At 53.4% G+C, this 16,351-nt stretch carries 15 protein-coding genes; 7 read left to right on the forward strand and 8 right to left on the reverse strand.

Annotated elements, in window-relative coordinates:
- Positions 1-78: 78 nt before the first annotated feature.
- The 6 genes from btuC (at position 79) to selO (ending at position 5,510) form a co-directional block, all read left to right on the forward strand.
- Positions 79-1,059: a vitamin B12 ABC transporter permease BtuC gene (gene btuC / locus EHN13_RS15755; RefSeq protein WP_101741707.1), complete on the forward strand. Its 981-nt coding sequence runs from the start codon at positions 79-81 to the stop codon at positions 1,057-1,059.
- A 74-nt stretch (positions 1,060-1,133) separates the two neighbouring features.
- Positions 1,134-1,685: a glutathione peroxidase gene (locus EHN13_RS15760; RefSeq protein WP_048211871.1), complete on the forward strand. Its 552-nt coding sequence runs from the start codon at positions 1,134-1,136 to the stop codon at positions 1,683-1,685.
- Positions 1,685-2,434 (forward strand): vitamin B12 ABC transporter ATP-binding protein BtuD, encoded by a 750-nt coding sequence (btuD, locus tag EHN13_RS15765; RefSeq protein ID WP_061067788.1) that lies wholly within the window; start codon positions 1,685-1,687, stop codon positions 2,432-2,434. The genes EHN13_RS15760 and btuD overlap by 1 nt, the downstream gene beginning before the upstream one ends.
- A gap of 77 nt (positions 2,435-2,511) precedes the next feature.
- Entirely contained in the window at positions 2,512-2,976 is a 465-nt protein-coding gene (locus EHN13_RS15770) for an NlpC/P60 family protein (protein WP_003832591.1), read from the forward strand.
- A gap of 316 nt (positions 2,977-3,292) precedes the next feature.
- The gene (locus EHN13_RS15775; protein ID WP_048211869.1) at positions 3,293-4,003 is read left to right on the forward strand and encodes an EAL domain-containing protein; all 711 of its coding nucleotides are present in this window, start codon (positions 3,293-3,295) and stop codon (positions 4,001-4,003) included.
- 64 nt (positions 4,004-4,067) lie between these two features.
- Complete coding sequence (gene selO / locus EHN13_RS15780) at positions 4,068-5,510, forward strand: protein adenylyltransferase SelO (RefSeq protein WP_124021716.1); 1,443 nt, start codon at positions 4,068-4,070, stop codon at positions 5,508-5,510.
- Here selO and EHN13_RS15785 read toward each other — a convergent pair.
- The 8 genes from EHN13_RS15785 to ppsR form a co-directional block, all read right to left on the reverse strand.
- Entirely contained in the window at positions 5,507-6,286 is a 780-nt protein-coding gene (locus tag EHN13_RS15785; RefSeq protein WP_115643483.1) for a heme ABC transporter ATP-binding protein, read from the reverse strand. The genes selO and EHN13_RS15785 overlap by 4 nt on opposite strands.
- Positions 6,279-7,271, reverse strand: coding sequence for a FecCD family ABC transporter permease (locus EHN13_RS15790; RefSeq protein ID WP_124021717.1), 993 nt, complete (start codon positions 7,269-7,271; stop codon positions 6,279-6,281). The genes EHN13_RS15785 and EHN13_RS15790 overlap by 8 nt, the downstream gene beginning before the upstream one ends.
- Complete coding sequence (locus EHN13_RS15795; protein WP_124021718.1) at positions 7,271-8,092, reverse strand: heme/hemin ABC transporter substrate-binding protein; 822 nt, start codon at positions 8,090-8,092, stop codon at positions 7,271-7,273. Before EHN13_RS15795 ends, EHN13_RS15790 begins: the two co-directional genes overlap by 1 nt.
- Entirely contained in the window at positions 8,089-9,120 is a 1,032-nt protein-coding gene (gene chuS, locus EHN13_RS15800) for a hematinate-forming heme oxygenase ChuS (protein ID WP_124021719.1), read from the reverse strand. The genes EHN13_RS15795 and chuS overlap by 4 nt, the downstream gene beginning before the upstream one ends.
- Positions 9,121-9,167: 47 nt before the next feature.
- Positions 9,168-11,153 (reverse strand): TonB-dependent hemoglobin/transferrin/lactoferrin family receptor, encoded by a 1,986-nt coding sequence (locus tag EHN13_RS15805; protein WP_124021720.1) that lies wholly within the window; start codon positions 11,151-11,153, stop codon positions 9,168-9,170.
- Positions 11,154-11,226: 73 nt separating this feature from the next.
- Entirely contained in the window at positions 11,227-11,415 is a 189-nt protein-coding gene (gene hemP, locus EHN13_RS15810) for a hemin uptake protein HemP (protein ID WP_048211862.1), read from the reverse strand.
- Positions 11,416-11,624: 209 nt separating this feature from the next.
- Positions 11,625-12,671 (reverse strand): 3-deoxy-7-phosphoheptulonate synthase AroH, encoded by a 1,047-nt coding sequence (gene aroH, locus EHN13_RS15815; RefSeq protein WP_101741702.1) that lies wholly within the window; start codon positions 12,669-12,671, stop codon positions 11,625-11,627.
- 126 nt (positions 12,672-12,797) lie between these two features.
- Entirely contained in the window at positions 12,798-13,631 is an 834-nt protein-coding gene (gene ppsR / locus EHN13_RS15820) for a posphoenolpyruvate synthetase regulatory kinase/phosphorylase PpsR (RefSeq protein WP_003030553.1), read from the reverse strand.
- A gap of 329 nt (positions 13,632-13,960) precedes the next feature.
- On the opposite strand from ppsR, the gene ppsA reads away from it, so the two are divergent.
- Entirely contained in the window at positions 13,961-16,339 is a 2,379-nt protein-coding gene (gene ppsA, locus EHN13_RS15825) for a phosphoenolpyruvate synthase (protein WP_061067794.1), read from the forward strand.
- The last annotated feature ends 12 nt before the right edge of the window (positions 16,340-16,351 follow it).

Below are 16,351 nucleotides of genomic sequence, written 5' to 3' on the forward strand. Positions count from 1 at the left end.
GCTATGCGGCCTTTTTCCTTTTCACTACTGAATCAGCACCGTAGAATCTCCCCATCTTTTTTCAGCAGAATGGAAAACATGCTGACTTTCGCCCATCAACAGCAGCGACGAAACGTGCGCTGGATACTGTCTCTGTCAGTGCTGATGCTGCTGGCAACCATGATAAGTTTATGCGCAGGAGAACAGTGGATTGCTCCCGGCGATTGGTTTAGCGCTCGCGGCGATCTGTTCGTCTGGCAAATTCGACTGCCCCGTACACTTGCCGTATTGCTGGTAGGCGCCGCACTGGCCCTGGCTGGCGCGGTGATGCAGGCGCTGTTTGAAAACCCGCTCGCGGAGCCTGGTTTACTCGGCGTGTCTAATGGCGCGGGGGTAGGGCTTATTGCGGCTGTGCTGTTGGGGCAAGGGCGATTGCCCGGCTGGGCATTGGGCCTATGCGCCATTGCTGGCGCGCTGATTATCACCCTCATTCTTCTTCGTTTTGCCCGCCGACATTTATCGACCAGTCGTTTGCTGTTGGCCGGCGTGGCGCTGGGGATTATCTGCAGCGCGCTGATGACCTGGGCTATCTATTTTTCCACCTCTTTTGATCTTCGACAGTTGATGTACTGGATGATGGGGGGCTTCGGCGGCGTAGACTGGCATCAGGCCTGGCTCATGGTGGCATTGATTCCGGTGCTGGTGTGGATCTGCTGTCAGTCGCAGCCGATGAATATGCTGGCGCTGGGGGAAACCTCCGCGCGCCAGCTGGGGCTGCCTTTATGGTTCTGGCGCAACTTGCTGGTGGTTGCCACGGGATGGATGGTTGGCGTGAGCGTGGCGCTGGCAGGGGCAATTGGTTTTATCGGGCTGGTAATCCCTCATATTCTGCGACTGTGTGGATTAACCGATCACCGCGTTTTACTCCCTGGGTGTGCGCTGGCGGGGGCAATTGCACTACTGTTTGCTGATGTTGTCGCACGTCTGGTACTGGCATCGGCTGAATTACCCATTGGCGTGGTGACGGCCACGATGGGCGCACCGGTATTTATCTGGTTATTGTTAAAAGCTGCGCGCTAGAAAGCGCAGGTTCGGTCTATGCTTAAAAGCTGAACAGGGTCATCCCACTATTCACCTGTTGTTCTGGAGATGCTATGCAAAACACGCTTTTTAATACGGAAGTGACAACCATCGACGGCGAGGCGACCTCATTGCAGGCGTATGCCGGAAATGTACTGTTAATCGTCAACGTAGCCTCAAAATGTGGGTTAACGCCGCAGTATGAGCAACTGGAAAACCTGCAGAAAACCTGGCATGGGCAGGGTTTCACCGTTCTGGGATTCCCCTGCAACCAGTTTCTGGGGCAGGAGCCCGGCAGTGAAGACGAGATTAAGACGTATTGCAGCACAACCTGGGGCGTTACCTTCCCGATGTTCAGTAAGATTGATGTCAATGGCGAAGCCCGCCATCCGTTGTATCAGAAGCTGATTGATGCGGCACCCACTGCGGTTGCACCTGCAGATAGCGGATTTTATGCGCGTATGGCGAGTAAAGGCCGGGCACCGCTCTACCCGGACGATATTCTGTGGAACTTCGAGAAGTTCTTAGTCGGTCGGGATGGACAGGTGCTGCAGCGTTATTCACCTGATATGACGCCTGAGGACCCGGTTCTTGTACACGCTATAAAGACTGCATTGGCCAACTAATGTCCCGATTAATGCTGCTACAGGATGTTGCGGAATCGACCCGACTCGGCCCGCTATCTGGTGAAATTAAAGCAGGAGAGATCCTGCATTTAGTGGGCCCCAACGGCGCGGGGAAAAGTACGTTGTTGGCGCGAATGGCGGGACTGACGACCGGAGAGGGGTGCATCACCTTTGGTGATACACCGCTCGGTGATTGGCCGGCAGCGAAGCTGGCGCAATATCGTGCTTATCTTGCGCAACAGCAAAATCCGCCTTTTGCGATGCCGGTCTGGCATTTTCTGACGCTGCATCAGCCTGATAAAGCGCGAACAGACCTGCTGCAGGAGGTGGCTGATGCGCTTGGGCTGGGAGATAAACTAGGACGTGGTGTTAATCAGCTTTCAGGGGGGGAATGGCAACGTGTGCGTCTGGCGGCCGTCATCCTGCAAATGAGCCCCCAGTCTAATCCGCATGGGCAACTTTTGTTGCTGGATGAGCCGATGAATAGCCTGGACGTGGCGCAACAAAACGCGCTGGACAGATTGTTGAGCCAGCTGTGTCTGCAGGGAATCGCCATTGTGATGAGCAGTCATGATCTTAACCATACGCTACGCCATGCGCATAAGGCGTGGTTGCTCAAGCGCGGAAAGCTGCTGGCGAGCGGTGCGCGTGATGTGGTGCTAACGCCAGCCAATCTGTCGTTAGCCTACGGTGTAAATTTCCGTCGCCTGGATATTGAAGGCCACAGAATGCTCATATCAACCACTTAAGTTAAATGGGTTCTTGAAAATCACATAATTTCCACGCTAAATTGACACAAAAATAAAAATCAGAGGATTCGTCCTGAATGCGCTTTTGGCTCCTTTTCATCACAGCATTGTTTTTGGCGGGGTGCAGCAGCCATCGTGCTCCTGCGCCAAATGCCCGACTGTCGGACTCTATCGCCGTTATCGCAGGTCTTAACGATCAGTTGCAAACCTGGCATGGTACTCCCTATCGCTATGGCGGTATGAGCCGTAGCGGGGTGGATTGTTCGGGATTTGTGTTGATGACAATGCGTGACAAATTCGATCTGCAACTCCCGCGCGACACGCGTACGCAATCAAAGATTGGTACTGAGATCGATAAAGATGATTTGCTACCCGGCGATCTGGTTTTCTTTAAAACGGGTTCCGGTGAAAGTGGTCTGCATGTCGGGATTTACGATACCAATAATCAATTTATCCATGCTTCAACCAGTCGCGGAGTGATGCGTTCTTCGCTGGATAACGTCTACTGGCGTAAAAACTTTTGGCAGGCGCGCCGAATTTAATCATTGCGGGTGACGAGATCGGCTCGCGGCTTTCTCGTCATCCGCATTTTAAATGTCAACTTTCACTTCTGCTGTTTGTCGGTCTATAACCCTGAACATTAAGAGCGTATCTTGCTAAAAATATGATTTATCCCGAGATATTAAAAAGTGCAAGGCTGGATATTCGTTTATAATCAGGATAAGCTAAAAAAAAAGGATTCGATTTACTGGCTAAAAAGGGAAAAATGAAAGGGCCTCAATTTGTATCAGCAGCAACGTATTTTTCCATCCTTTGCTACAGGATGCCGGATTACACCCATGCAGAGGGGCTGGCACAATGATTGTTTCACTGGATTATCTTTATCATTCAGAGTTCTCTTTTCTTCCTGCACGAAGTGAAAAAGGTGACCTTGAGTTCGTCGATATTGTTACAAACTTTGTCAGCCCGGATGGCGACGTACACATGCCAACAGAGCTGGTTATGCCCCGGATGTCAGACGACGAGCAATGCCGCTTATTTGCCGAGAAGCTGGAATTAATCGAAACGTGCCAACACTTTTTTATTCAACGCAAAATTCCGGCCTGGATTAATTTAACGCCAGCGGTCGCTAATACTTTATTATCAGACGCTGAATATGCTTCACGTGTTGAACGATTTTCATTTATTGAACTGACGATTAATGAAAGTTATCCAGAGTTAAACAGTGGCAAAGAAAATCCCACACTGGCGGCTCTGGCTGCGCGATTCCCATTAATACTGACAAACTACGGTGCCGGGGGCATATCCACGCGGGCAATTTTTGATGGTCTTTTCAAAAGGGTCGTGCTGGATAAAAACTTTGTTCAACAACGGATTACACATATTTCGTTTGAGCCGTTTATGCGGGCTATTCTGGCGCAATTATCTCCCTGCTGCGAATCAATCATCATTAGCGGTATTGATACACAAGAGATGCTGACGCGGGTATTACCTTTGGGATTCAGCGCGATGCAAGGGGGACTGTGGCCGGCGGTATCACCGGCAAAGATTATTTCACTGGTAAAATGATAACCCTTTTATTTGCTGGTGTTTAACAGGCTATTAACAGTCTACACTAGAGACAGGAGGCCCTATGACCCTGTCTTTTACTACGCGCTGGCGTGATGAATTACCAGCAACCTATACCGCTCTTTCGCCCACCCCCCTGAAAAACGCGCGCATCATCTGGCATAACGATGCTCTGGCTGCGCAATTGGGTATTCCAGGTGCGTTGTTTGATGTTTCTGGTGGGGCAGGTGTATGGGGGGGCGAATCGCTATTACCTGGGATGTCGCCTTTGGCGCAAGTTTATAGCGGGCATCAGTTCGGTGTTTGGGCAGGTCAGCTTGGCGATGGCCGCGGGATACTGCTGGGCGAACAACAACTTGCGGATGGTTCAACATTTGACTGGCATCTGAAAGGCGCTGGATTAACGCCTTATTCCCGCATGGGGGATGGGCGCGCTGTGCTGCGCTCGACGATTAGAGAGAGCCTGGCCAGTGAAGCCATGCATTATTTGGGGATACCTACAACCCGGGCCTTGTCGATTGTCACCAGCGAGACTCCGGTGCAGCGAGAGACCACTGAAGCAGGCGCGATGCTCATTCGCGTGGCACAAAGCCATATGCGTTTTGGCCATTTTGAGCACTTTTATTATCGTCGTGAACCGGAAAAAGTACGTCAGCTTGCTGACTTTGCGATCCGTCATTACTGGCCACAATGGCAGGAAGAGGCAAATAAGTATCAGTTGTGGTTTACGGATGTTGTTACACGTACCGCGACGTTAATGGCCGACTGGCAAGCCGTAGGCTTTGCGCATGGGGTGATGAACACGGACAACATGTCGATTCTTGGTCTGACGATGGATTATGGTCCCTTCGGTTTCCTTGATGATTACGTGCCAGATTTTGTCTGCAACCACTCTGATCATCAGGGGCGCTATAGTTTTGATAATCAGCCTGCTGCAGCTTTGTGGAACCTACAACGTCTGGCGCAGACGCTGTCGCCATTCATCCCGGTTGATGTGCTCAATGATGCGCTGGACGGTTACCAGCTGGCGCTGTTAACTCGCTACGGTCAGCGGATGCGGCAAAAGCTCGGCTTCTTTAGCGAGCAGAAAGACGATAACGAACTGCTTAGCGAGCTGTTTAGTCTGATGTCGCGGGAAAGAAGCGACTATACGCGAACGTTTCGCATGCTCAGCCAAACTGAGCAACACAGCACCTTGTCCCCACTGCGCGATGAGTTTATTGACCGTGCGGCATTTGACGACTGGTTCACTCGTTACCGCACGCGCCTGCAACAAGACAATGTGGCTGACGTAGTCAGACAAGCGCAGATGAAGACGGAGAATCCGGCTATGGTGTTACGTAACTGGCTGGCACAGCGGGCAATTAGCCAGGCAGAGCAGGGTGATTATACCGAACTACATCGGTTACACGCTGCGTTACGTACGCCGTTTATCGATCGGGATGATGATTATATCAGCCGTCCACCTGACTGGGGCAAACGGCTGGAGGTGAGCTGTTCGAGCTAAGGCGCGAGAAAAACTTGTGGGGATGCGTTGGCCGGGTGTTGGCCAACGTGAACCTGAGCACCGTACCAGCGTATCAGATCATCAGCCTGTAACACGGCGTCGGGCGTCCCTTGAGACACAATGCTTCCTTGATGGAGCAGTATGATCCGGTCAGCCCACAGTGCTGCCAGATTGAGATCGTGAAGGATGATGCAAACATGCAATTCTCCTGAAGCGGTGAGTGTCTTTAGTAATCTCAGCAGATGTTGCTGATGGTACAGATCTAACGCTGACGTCGGTTCGTCGAGAAATAGCCAACCGCGAGGTCCGGCGTTGCACCACAATTGTGCCAGCGCACGGGCTAACTGAACGCGTTGTTGTTCGCCACCGGAAAGCGCGGCGTATTGCTTGCCCGCCAACGGTGTGCAACCGGTGACTGCCATTACCTGTGCGATAAGCTCGTGCTCGGGATGTTGGGACCAGGGGGCACGGCCCATCGCGATAACGGCTTCTGTCTGCCAGTCAAAACCTACCTGCGTTTGCTGACGCATAACCGCGCGATGGCGTGACAGCGACTGCGTACTCCAGTCAGCCAGTGATTTGCCATCTAACAAACAGCGTCCGGCAGTCGGTTTAAGAAAGCCGGTCAACAGACGTAGCAGGGTGGATTTTCCCGCACCATTCGGCCCGATTAACGCGACCAGTTCACCTTTAGCGAGTTTGAGCGATACGTCGTCAATTACTGAGCGATCAGCAAGGCGATAGTGAAGTCCTTCGGCAATAAAATGTTCAGCCATGCGCTCCTCGCTGACGAAAAATAAGCCATAAAAACCACGGTGCGCCGAGAAGACTGGTCAACAGACCGACCGGCATTTCCGCAGGCGCAACTGCGGTGCGGGCGAGAGTATCGGCAATCAGTAGTAAAAATGCGCCAGTCAGAACGGAACCGGGGATCACGGCCCGATGGTCTGATCCGAGCCACATACGCATTAAATGCGGAACAACCAAACCGATGAACCCAATGACTCCGCTGACCGCTACAGCAGCGGCCACGAGTAATGCGCTGCACAACAACAAAATACGTTGGATCATCCGAACATCAACGCCGAGATAATGCGCCTCCTCCTCACCCAGTTGTAGCAGGTTTAGCGCCGGAGCCAGACGCCAGATGATCAGCACCGTCGGGATAATCAGTGACGTGACAGCCAGTAGCGTGGACCACTGCGCGGCTCCCAGACTTCCCATCCCCCACAACGACAACTGGCGCAATTGCGCATCATTACTGACCCACGACAAAACGCCAACCGCCGCCCCGCAGAGTGCGTTGATGGCAATTCCGACCAACAACAGACGCGATAGCGAACCGTCACGCTGTTGGCTGAGGATAAAAATCACCACGGTAGCAGCCAGTGCACCGAGAAATGCCGCCATCATTGGCGCATACAGCATGAGTAACGCGGGTAATGAGACCGGTAACACCACCCACAGGGCCACAGCGCAGGCGGCGCCGCTGCTTATTCCCAGTAATCCAGGGTCTGCAAGCGGATTGCGAAACAGTCCCTGCATCACGCAGCCAGCGAGCGCCAGAGAGCCGCCAATCACCAGCGCCAGCAGGACGCGGGGAAGACGAATCGTGAGCCAGATTTGACGCAGTGCCTCATCGCCATCACGCCAGAGCAGACTTACCGGCAGGCGCAACGCGCCAAAACCGGTAGCCAGAACCGTCATTGCAACCAGTATCAATGCCAACATCCACAACGAACAGGTGATCCGCCGGGACATCAGGGCAATTGCTCCGCTTTAGCACGAAGCTGCAATATCGCCTGTGGCGTGCGAACGCTGAAGCCCAGTAATGCCATATCATCAATCTGCAGTACCTGCTTATTGCGTCCGACAGGCGTTTGCGCAAGTCCCGGTAGCGCCCACAGGTTATCTTCGCCACCCATCGCCTTAACGCCGTCCTGCGAAATCACCACCAGATCGGGCTGGCTGGCAATGACGCCTTCTTGTGATAACGGCTGGTAACGGCTAAAACCCTGCATTGCGTTACGTAAGCCGGCTGCGCGAATAGCGGCATCAGCCCCCGTATCCTGTCCTGCAGCCATTGCGGTCATTCCACCATGATTGAGAATAAACAGAACGCGTTTATCAAGCTTTGTGGCGGGTAATGCCGCGAGTTCCTGGCGTAATGTGTTGCGCAGGGCTTCGCCTTTAGCCTTCTGGTGTGTCGCCTGCGCAATGACCTGCACTTTCTCATCAATCACGCTAAGCGTATTACTGGCAGGGACCGTGACAACCCTGACGTTGCTGTGTTCGACCTGCTTCAGGGCCAGAGAAGGCTGCGCTTGTGCGCTGGCTAGCACCAGAGTAGGGCGGGTAGCCAGGATACCTTCGGCGTTGAGCTGACGTAAATAGCCTACATCGGGTAATTGGGTCGCTTCCTGTGGCCACTGACTGGTGCTGTCACGTGCCACGAGGGATGATTGCGCATCCAGCGCATACACAATTTCGGTGACGTCGCCACCGAGAGCCACAACGCGTTCTTCGTCAGCAGCCAGCGCTGCGATGGGCAGCAGCGCAATCAGGACCAGCAGTTTTTTCATGCGGCAAGTCCTTTCGGCGTGAGCGCGTCAATCTGTGCGCGCCATTGTGTTTGCTCTGGTTCCCCTTCCGTACGCTGTCCATAAAGCTGGGCGATTTGCGTGCCATCGGCAGCAAACAGTTCCAGACTGGTGACGTGGCCATCGGCGGTCGGTTTGCGCGTTACCCACGTTTCGGCTACACACTCTTCCAGCAGATGCAGGGTAAAGGTCGGGTTGAAAATATTCAGCCAGCCTTTCATCGGCACCAGTTTTTCTATTACGCCGGTAAAAATCTGTACGCAGCCGCGATTACCCACGAAAACCATAATTTCATTGCCATCCTGGCGCGCGGTATCAAGTAACTGCGCCAGTGCGCTATTAGAAACTTTACAGGCCAGATCGTCGCCCACCAGATTAAATGCCTGTTGACGGGTGAGATCGTGGCGTTTCAGCAGACCGAAGAACTGATGTACATCGGTCATCGCTCGCCACTCTTGATCAACAGTCTGCGCATCGACCGTGATGACGGCTGGCGCAGAAGTGTTGGCAGGTTGCAGTACCAGTGGCGGGTTTTCAGCGAAGATGAAACGGGTCAGCAACGCAGCCCATTCCTCAACGAGGGTATTCTGTGTGGCATAGACTTTCAGCAGCGCATCCCCCTGATGGTCAAAGAACTGAATGCTCTGACGCTCGCCGTGGGCGGTGGTCTCACTGATATGAAAAGCGCTTGCCCACTGATTAAGGAACAGGCGCAGGTCGAGGGCGCGCGGATTAAGAACCAGTCCGGCATGACCGTTCAGGTGTTGATTGGTAAAAGCGCCAACCTGTTCATGCACCGCATATTCGTTACGACAAATGCATTTGGTTTCGCCTACGGCTTCCAGTGCGCCGAGGATTTCGCGGACTTTGCCACGCAAGCGCCAGGCGTCATGGCCGACGCGCGCAAAGGTCAGTTCGGCTTCGCTAATATTCATCAATCCTGCAATGTCGCGTGCGTATTTGCCGGGATTTTCTTTCTTCAGTTCCAGCCAGCGTGTGTAATGATTCATTGTCTCTTCCTTCCAGATTGCTACCCCGGCGAACCGGGGAAAAGTGATTACCACTGATAACTCACGAAAATTTTGCCATTGCGACCATCCTGCGGGATGCCTTGTGGCGACCAATACTCTTTATCAAAAGCGTTGCCCAGCACCAGCGTGGTGGTCATACCTTTCAGTGCCTGTTGGCCCTGATAGCTCACGTAAAAGTCGTTTACGGCATAGCCGGGCTGTTTAGCGTAGCTGCTGCTGATATGCGTGGAGCGGTCCGCAAACGTGCCTATCCAGCCGACTGAGAAACCGCTGTGTGCCACGGGTATGTTCAGTTTGCTGGTGACGGTATCCGGGTTAATGCTGGAAATGTATTCGCCCGTGTCAGTATCTTTGCCGCGTGTGCGGTTATAGGCCATATCGAGACTGAACAGATCGGCGGAGTACTTCGCCATCACGTCCCAGCCCCAGATTTTGGCGTTGGGGACGTTATAGGACATGGTTGTCGCGGCAGCAAAGTCGACGTTGGTGGAGATGTAATCTTTCGCTTTGGTGTCGAAATAGCTGGCTTTAAATTCGAGCGCATCGCTCGCCATCAGCAGATCGTCAAAGCGCAGGCCAAATCCGTACTCCTGCGTTTCGTTGGTTTCCGGGCGCAGGTTAGGGTTTGGCACCCAGTAGTTAGTGTAGAAACGACCAATAGAGAAGTGTTTTGCATCGTTATACATCTCGCCCATAGTCGGGGCGCGGAAGGCCTGAGCCCAGGACCCGAACAGCATCAGCCAGTCGGCTGGCGTAACGGTCATTCCTGCGCGGGACGACCATTTGTCGGCATCGACATCCGCGTAACCATCGCTGCTACCGCGATATGAGTCATAGCGTGTACCACCCAGCAATGTTACGGGCAGATCTCGCAGGGTGATTTCATCCTGCAGCCAGCCGGAGCTAAAATCAATTTTTGCCTCAGGGAAACCGGTCGTCGCACCTCCGGGGCGTTGTTCCTGGCGATAGTACTCACCACCGTAAGTTAACAGGTGAGAAGCAAAGGAGTCGGTAAACAACCGGCTGCGGTTATCAATTTTTCCGCCTTTGGTCGTTTGTTTGCGAAACTCATTAGTCGCATCCGGATTCTGGGCATTAATGCGAGCCTCGGACCAGTAAAGGCGAGCATCAGCGTTCAGCCAGTCATTGTCCACAGGGGCGAGCGTGTAGGTCAGTTGCGCATCACGCTGGATGGTTGAACGGTCGGTCATCGGGTTGCTGGTGGCATCCGCCGCGCTGGTTTGTGGGTTCTTAGGTTCACGGGCGTCATTGTTGTAGTAGCGCAACGAGCCTGCCAGCGTCTGGGCGCTGTCAATTTTCCAACTGCCTTTCGCCAGCATATTGTTGATCGCTTCATCGTTTGGCGCTGTAGTGCCGTCGCTCTGGCGCAAATCACCGCGATCGCGGCTCGACCATGCAAGCAGTCCGTCCAGCGTATCGGTACGCCCAAATGCGCTGGCGCCCATACCGAGGCTGTGATCGCCGGTTGCCGCAGTACCGAACACGCGGTAACCGCTGTTTTGTCCGGCTTCCAGCAGATCTTTGGCATCCGCAGTGTCATAGGCGATCACGCCGCCGAGCGCACCGCTGCCATACAGCAGAGCAGAAGGGCCGCGCACGACTTCGATGCGTTTGATAAGCGCCGGGTCGAGGAAGGTACTGTTCAGGTGTCCGGTGTCGGTGCCCTGACGAACGCCGTCAACCAGCACCAGAACGCCGCGGCGGTCATAGCCGCGCAGATTCACGTCCTGGCCGTTGGTGCGGCCCGTGCCATCGAGGGTCAGACCCGGAACCGTCCGCAACAGATCGGCTGCCGAACTGGCGGTCTGGTTTTCCGGGGCGGTGGCATCAATCACGCTGACCATCATCGGTGCTTCAAAGGCACTACGGGCATTGCCGGTGGCGGTGACGGTCATATCTTCGACCGCCGCATACGCGAAAGTGGGCAGGCTACTGACAATCGCCAGCGCCAATAGCGAGGGACACAGGGATGCAGTGTGCAGGTATGGCATAGCAACTCTCCATTAGGAAATCGAAAGCGCTGGCTGCCTGGGTATCACCTGGGTGGCTGGCGAAAGGTGTTGTTTATTTGGTCAGAATGAGTTTTCCGGCTTGGGTCTGGCGCAGCAAGTAATGCTGACCATCATGTTCTATGATCACGCGTCCTTCTTTACCCAGCAGGCTTTTACTGTCAATTCGACGCTCATTTGGCATGACAGAAGGCGGTGTTTTTTCTTTTGCAGGCGTTGCTGTAGTGTTATCCATACGTGACATAGTGTTTAAAAATAACAATCAATGTAACAATGATAATCATTATCAATAAACTGAGAATTTGCATCAAGTCTTTTTGTGAAATAATTGTGACGGGATCAAATTTGCGGGATTGTGCTGCATTAAAAAAGCCCGGTCGCATTACGCTGACCGGGCCTGGATGGGCACGAACCTTAGGTCGGGTCAGGCGAAACCGCCGCCCGGGCATGATGTTAGAATCGACTGTCTACCGCAGAGGCGAGTTTTTCAACCAGCAGTTCCGTATCTTCCCAGTTCAGGCAGGGATCGGTGATTGACTGACCGTAAACCAGTGGCTGGCCGCTGACGATTTTTTGCGTACCTTCGCGTAAGAAACTTTCCGCCATGATCCCGGCTATTGCCGTCGAACCATTGCGAATCTGCTGACAGACGTCATCGCACACTTCTAACTGACGGCGATGCTGCTTCTGGCAATTGCCATGGCTGAAATCCACCACCAGATGCTCCGGCAGAGAGAATTCATGCAGCGTATCGCAGGCAGCGGCAATATCTTCGGCAGAGTAGTTCGGCTTTTTACCACCGCGCATGATGATATGACCGTAGGGATTGCCGCTGGTCTGATAGATAGTCATCTGCCCGGTTTTATCCGGTGAGAGGAACATGTGGCTGGCGCGTGACGCGCGAATAGCATCGACGGCGATACGCGTGTTGCCATCTGTTCCGTTTTTGAACCCGACAGGGCAGGAGAGCGCGGAAGCCATTTCACGGTGAATTTGGCTCTCTGTGGTGCGTGCGCCAATTGCGCCCCAGCTGATCAGATCAGCAATAAACTGACCTGTCACCATATCGAGGAATTCAGTGGCCGTCGGTACACCCAGTTCGTTGACCTGTAACAGCAGTTTACGTGCCAGCTCAATACCATGATTTACACGATAGCTGCCATTCAAGTCCGGGTCGGAAATGAGGCCTTTCCAGCCCACGACGGTACGCGGTTTTTCAAAATAGGTACGCATCACGATTTCCAGACGCGCCTGGTGTTTAGTGCGCAGTGCCTGCAAACGCGTGGCGTATTCCATGGCGGCATCGAGATCGTGAATCGAGCATGGTCCAACGATGACCAGCAAGCGAGGATCTTCACCATTCAAGATTTTTTCTATCCGGCGTCGGGAATCCGTAACATGGCGGGCGACGGAGGACGAAACAGGATGCCGTTGCGCAAGCTCTGCTGGAGTGACCAGGTTGTCAATACGCGCAGTACGGAGTTCATCGGTTCTGTTCATTACTTATCTCAGAAATTTGTTGCTTCAACGGCAGGACTACCGGGAAGTGATGTACATCACAATATCACACTCATCCTGCCTGGTGGCGAGCATAATAACAAAAAATCGAACCAATGCACTAGCATTCTAGTACATGCGGCGATTCAGCCCCATAATGTCGAGGATCTTGGTGGCAATCTCTTCTACCGAGTAATTGGTACTGTTCAGCCATGGGATCTGGTTTTTTCGGTACAACGCTTCTACCTCAGCAACTTCCATTCGGCACTGGCGCAGCGAAGCGTACCGGCTGTTCTCCCGGCGCTCTTCGCGGATCGCCGCCAGGCGCTCAGGGTCGATGGTCAGGCCGAATAATTTATGCTGCAACGGCTTCAGAGAGGCGGGCAGCACCAGATTATCCATATCATCGGCAATAAAGGGGTAGTTGGCCGCACGGATACCAAACTGCATAGCCAGATACAAACTGGTCGGAGTTTTGCCGCAACGAGAAACGCCAAGCAGGATCACCTGCGCCTGATCGAGGTTGCGCAACGAAATACCGTCGTCGTGCGCGAGGGTATAATCAATGGCGGCAATACGCGCATCGTACTTGTTGAGGTTGCCGGGATTCAGGCCGTGCGTGCGATGTGCGATCGGCGTGGGGTCGAGTTTCATCTCATGTTGCAGCGGCGCGACCAGTGCCTGGACGATGTCCTGGCAAAAACCTTCACTTTGTAAAATGATCGAGCGAATTTCCGGCAACACGATGGAGTAGAACACCAGAGGACGCACACCCGTTTGTTGATAAATGGCGTCAATCTGGTCTTTAACCGCCCGCGCACGACTCTCATTTTCAACAAACGGCAGCGTAATGCTGCTGATCGTGACCGGAAATTGCGACATTACCGCGTGACCCAATACCTCTGCGGTGATGGCTGTGCCATCAGAAATATAAAATACATGACGATCAACAGCATTATCCATTTTGCTCATCCTGGGGGCAGACATAATTCTCTGAAAGCATAAATTAAAATTCGTCAGAAGCGAATATTGCTGCATCAGTTTTATAAAGTGAAACAGTGTTTTTATATTTAATGAAAAGTACATTTCATTTTTCGGAGCAAATGTTTATACCGACTGATTTTGTGGTGATCCCGTGCCGTTCGCGGGTTTGCGCAAATGCGGAAAGAATCTGAAAAAATAAAAAATAAAGTTGCTTGAACGATTCACCGTTTTTTTCGCTGAGGTAAATATGCCAAGATAATTACGCAAAATTGAGTTTCCTAACCTCGTTCATATATAAGGATTGTTCGATGTCCAACAATGGCTCGTCACCGCTGGTGCTTTGGTATAACCAACTCGGCATGAATGATGTAGACAGAGTTGGGGGCAAAAATGCCTCCCTGGGTGAAATGATTACTAACCTTTCAGGTATGGGCGTTTCCGTACCGAATGGTTTTGCAACGACCGCCGATGCGTTTAACCAGTTTCTGGACCAAAGCGGCGTAAACCAGCGCATTTATGAGCTGCTGGATAAAACGGATATTGACGATGTCACCGAGCTTGCAAAAGCGGGTGCACAGATCCGCCAGTGGATTATCGACACTCCTTTCCAGCCTGAACTGGAAAATGCCGTCCGCGATGCCTACGCGCAGCTGTCAGCGGACGATGCCAATGCTTCTTTTGCCGTGCGTTCCTCCGCTACAGCAGAAGATATGCCAGATGCGTCATTCGCGGGCCAGCAGGAAACGTTCCTCAACGTCCAGGGATTTGATGCCGTACTGGTTGCTATCAAACACGTGTTTGCCTCGCTGTTTAACGATCGCGCAATCTCCTATCGTGTTCATCAGGGCTATGATCACCGCGGCGTCGCGCTCTCTGCGGGCGTTCAGCGGATGGTGCGTTCTGATCTCGCGTCTTCCGGTGTCATGTTCTCCATCGATACCGAATCCGGTTTCGATCAGGTGGTGTTTATCACGTCTGCATGGGGCCTGGGCGAGATGGTGGTGCAGGGCGCTGTGAACCCGGATGAATTCTACGTGCATAAACCGACGCTGGCGGCTAATCGTCCGTCCATCGTGCGTCGTACGATGGGCTCTAAGAAAATCCGCATGATTTATGCGCCGACTCAGGAGCATGGCAAGCAGGTTACCATTGAAGACGTTCCGCAGGCGCAACGCGATGTTTTCTCACTGACCAACGAGGAAGTGCAGGAACTGGCGAAGCAGGCGGTGCAAATCGAGAAGCATTACGGTCGTCCGATGGACATCGAATGGGCGAAAGACGGTCATACCGGCAAGCTGTTCATTGTACAGGCCCGTCCGGAAACCGTACGTTCTCGCGGCCAGGTGATGGAGCGTTATACGCTGCATGCGCAGGGTAAAATTATTGCTGAAGGTCGTGCCATCGGTCACCGCATTGGCGCGGGTCCGGTCAAAGTCATCCAGGACATCAGCGAAATGAACCGTATCGAGCCAGGCGATGTGCTGGTTACCGACATGACCGACCCGGACTGGGAACCGATCATGAAAAAAGCGGCGGCAATCGTCACCAACCGCGGCGGTCGTACCTGTCACGCGGCGATTATTGCCCGTGAACTGGGAATTCCGGCGGTTGTTGGCTGTGGCGATGCGACCGAACGCATGAAAGACGGTGAGAAGGTCACTGTCTCCTGTGCGGAAGGCGACACTGGCTACGTGTATGCCGACATGCTGGACTTCAGCGTGAAGAGCTCCAGCGTGGAAACCATGCCGGATCTGCCGCTGAAGGTGATGATGAACGTCGGTAACCCGGACCGTGCTTTTGACTTCGCTTGCCTGCCAAACGAAGGTGTCGGCCTGGCGCGTCTCGAATTTATTATCAACCGTATGATTGGCGTGCACCCGCGCGCTCTGCTGGAGTTCGATGACCAGACGCCTGAGCTGCAAAACGAAATCCGCGCCTTGATGAAAGGTTTCGATTCCCCACGTGAATTCTACGTGGGTCGTTTGACGGAAGGGATCGCGACGCTGGGTGCGGCGTTTTATCCAAAACGCGTCATCGTGCGTATGTCTGACTTTAAGTCCAACGAATATGCCAACCTCGTCGGCGGTGAGCGTTATGAACCGCATGAAGAGAACCCAATGCTGGGCTTCCGTGGCGCGGGCCGTTACGTTGCTGATAGCTTCCGCGACTGTTTCGCGCTGGAATGTGATGCCGTAAAACGTGTCCGTAACGATATGGGTCTGACTAACGTTGAAGTGATGGTACCGTTTGTTCGTACCGTTGCCCAGGCGAAAGCGGTGGTGGAAGAGCTGGCACGCCAGGGGCTGAAGCGCGGTGAGAACGGGCTGAAGGTAATCATGATGTGTGAGATCCCATCCAACGCCTTGCTGGCTGAACAGTTCCTCGAATACTTCGATGGCTTCTCTATCGGGTCTAACGACATGACACAGCTGGCGCTGGGTCTGGACCGTGACTCTGGCGTGGTTTCTGAACTGTTTGATGAGCGTAACGATGCGGTGAAAGCACTGTTGTCGATGGCGATTCGTGCCGCTAAGAAACAGGGTAAATACGTGGGTATTTGTGGCCAGGGCCCATCTGACCACGAAGACTTCGCGGCCTGGCTGATGGAAGAGGGGATCGACAGCCTGTCGCTGAACCCGGACACTGTCGTACAGACCTGGCTAAGTCTGGCTGAACTGAACAAGTAACATCATGCCTTA

Source organism: Citrobacter youngae (assembly GCF_003818115.1).
Lineage (GTDB): Bacteria > Pseudomonadota > Gammaproteobacteria > Enterobacterales > Enterobacteriaceae > Citrobacter > Citrobacter youngae.

Excerpts from the sequence above, each read along its gene's own strand:
- btuD (WP_061067788.1), top strand. The coding sequence starts at position 1,685 with ATGTCCCGATTAATGCTGCTACAGGATGTTGCGGAATCGACCCGACTC.
- EHN13_RS15785 (WP_115643483.1), bottom strand. The coding sequence starts at position 6,286 with ATGGCTGAACATTTTATTGCCGAAGGACTTCACTATCGCCTTGCTGAT.
- EHN13_RS15775 (WP_048211869.1), top strand. The coding sequence starts at position 3,293 with ATGATTGTTTCACTGGATTATCTTTATCATTCAGAGTTCTCTTTTCTT.
- EHN13_RS15795 (WP_124021718.1), bottom strand. The coding sequence starts at position 8,092 with ATGAAAAAACTGCTGGTCCTGATTGCGCTGCTGCCCATCGCAGCGCTG.
- EHN13_RS15805 (WP_124021720.1), bottom strand. The coding sequence starts at position 11,153 with ATGCCATACCTGCACACTGCATCCCTGTGTCCCTCGCTATTGGCGCTG.
- aroH (WP_101741702.1), bottom strand. The coding sequence starts at position 12,671 with ATGAACAGAACCGATGAACTCCGTACTGCGCGTATTGACAACCTGGTC.
- selO (WP_124021716.1), top strand. The coding sequence starts at position 4,068 with ATGACCCTGTCTTTTACTACGCGCTGGCGTGATGAATTACCAGCAACC.
- hemP (WP_048211862.1), bottom strand. The coding sequence starts at position 11,415 with ATGTCACGTATGGATAACACTACAGCAACGCCTGCAAAAGAAAAAACA.
- EHN13_RS15770 (WP_003832591.1), top strand. The coding sequence starts at position 2,512 with ATGCGCTTTTGGCTCCTTTTCATCACAGCATTGTTTTTGGCGGGGTGC.
- EHN13_RS15760 (WP_048211871.1), top strand. The coding sequence starts at position 1,134 with ATGCAAAACACGCTTTTTAATACGGAAGTGACAACCATCGACGGCGAG.
- chuS (WP_124021719.1), bottom strand. The coding sequence starts at position 9,120 with ATGAATCATTACACACGCTGGCTGGAACTGAAGAAAGAAAATCCCGGC.
- btuC (WP_101741707.1), top strand. The coding sequence starts at position 79 with ATGCTGACTTTCGCCCATCAACAGCAGCGACGAAACGTGCGCTGGATA.
- ppsA (WP_061067794.1), top strand. The coding sequence starts at position 13,961 with ATGTCCAACAATGGCTCGTCACCGCTGGTGCTTTGGTATAACCAACTC.
- EHN13_RS15790 (WP_124021717.1), bottom strand. The coding sequence starts at position 7,271 with ATGTCCCGGCGGATCACCTGTTCGTTGTGGATGTTGGCATTGATACTG.
- ppsR (WP_003030553.1), bottom strand. The coding sequence starts at position 13,631 with ATGGATAATGCTGTTGATCGTCATGTATTTTATATTTCTGATGGCACA.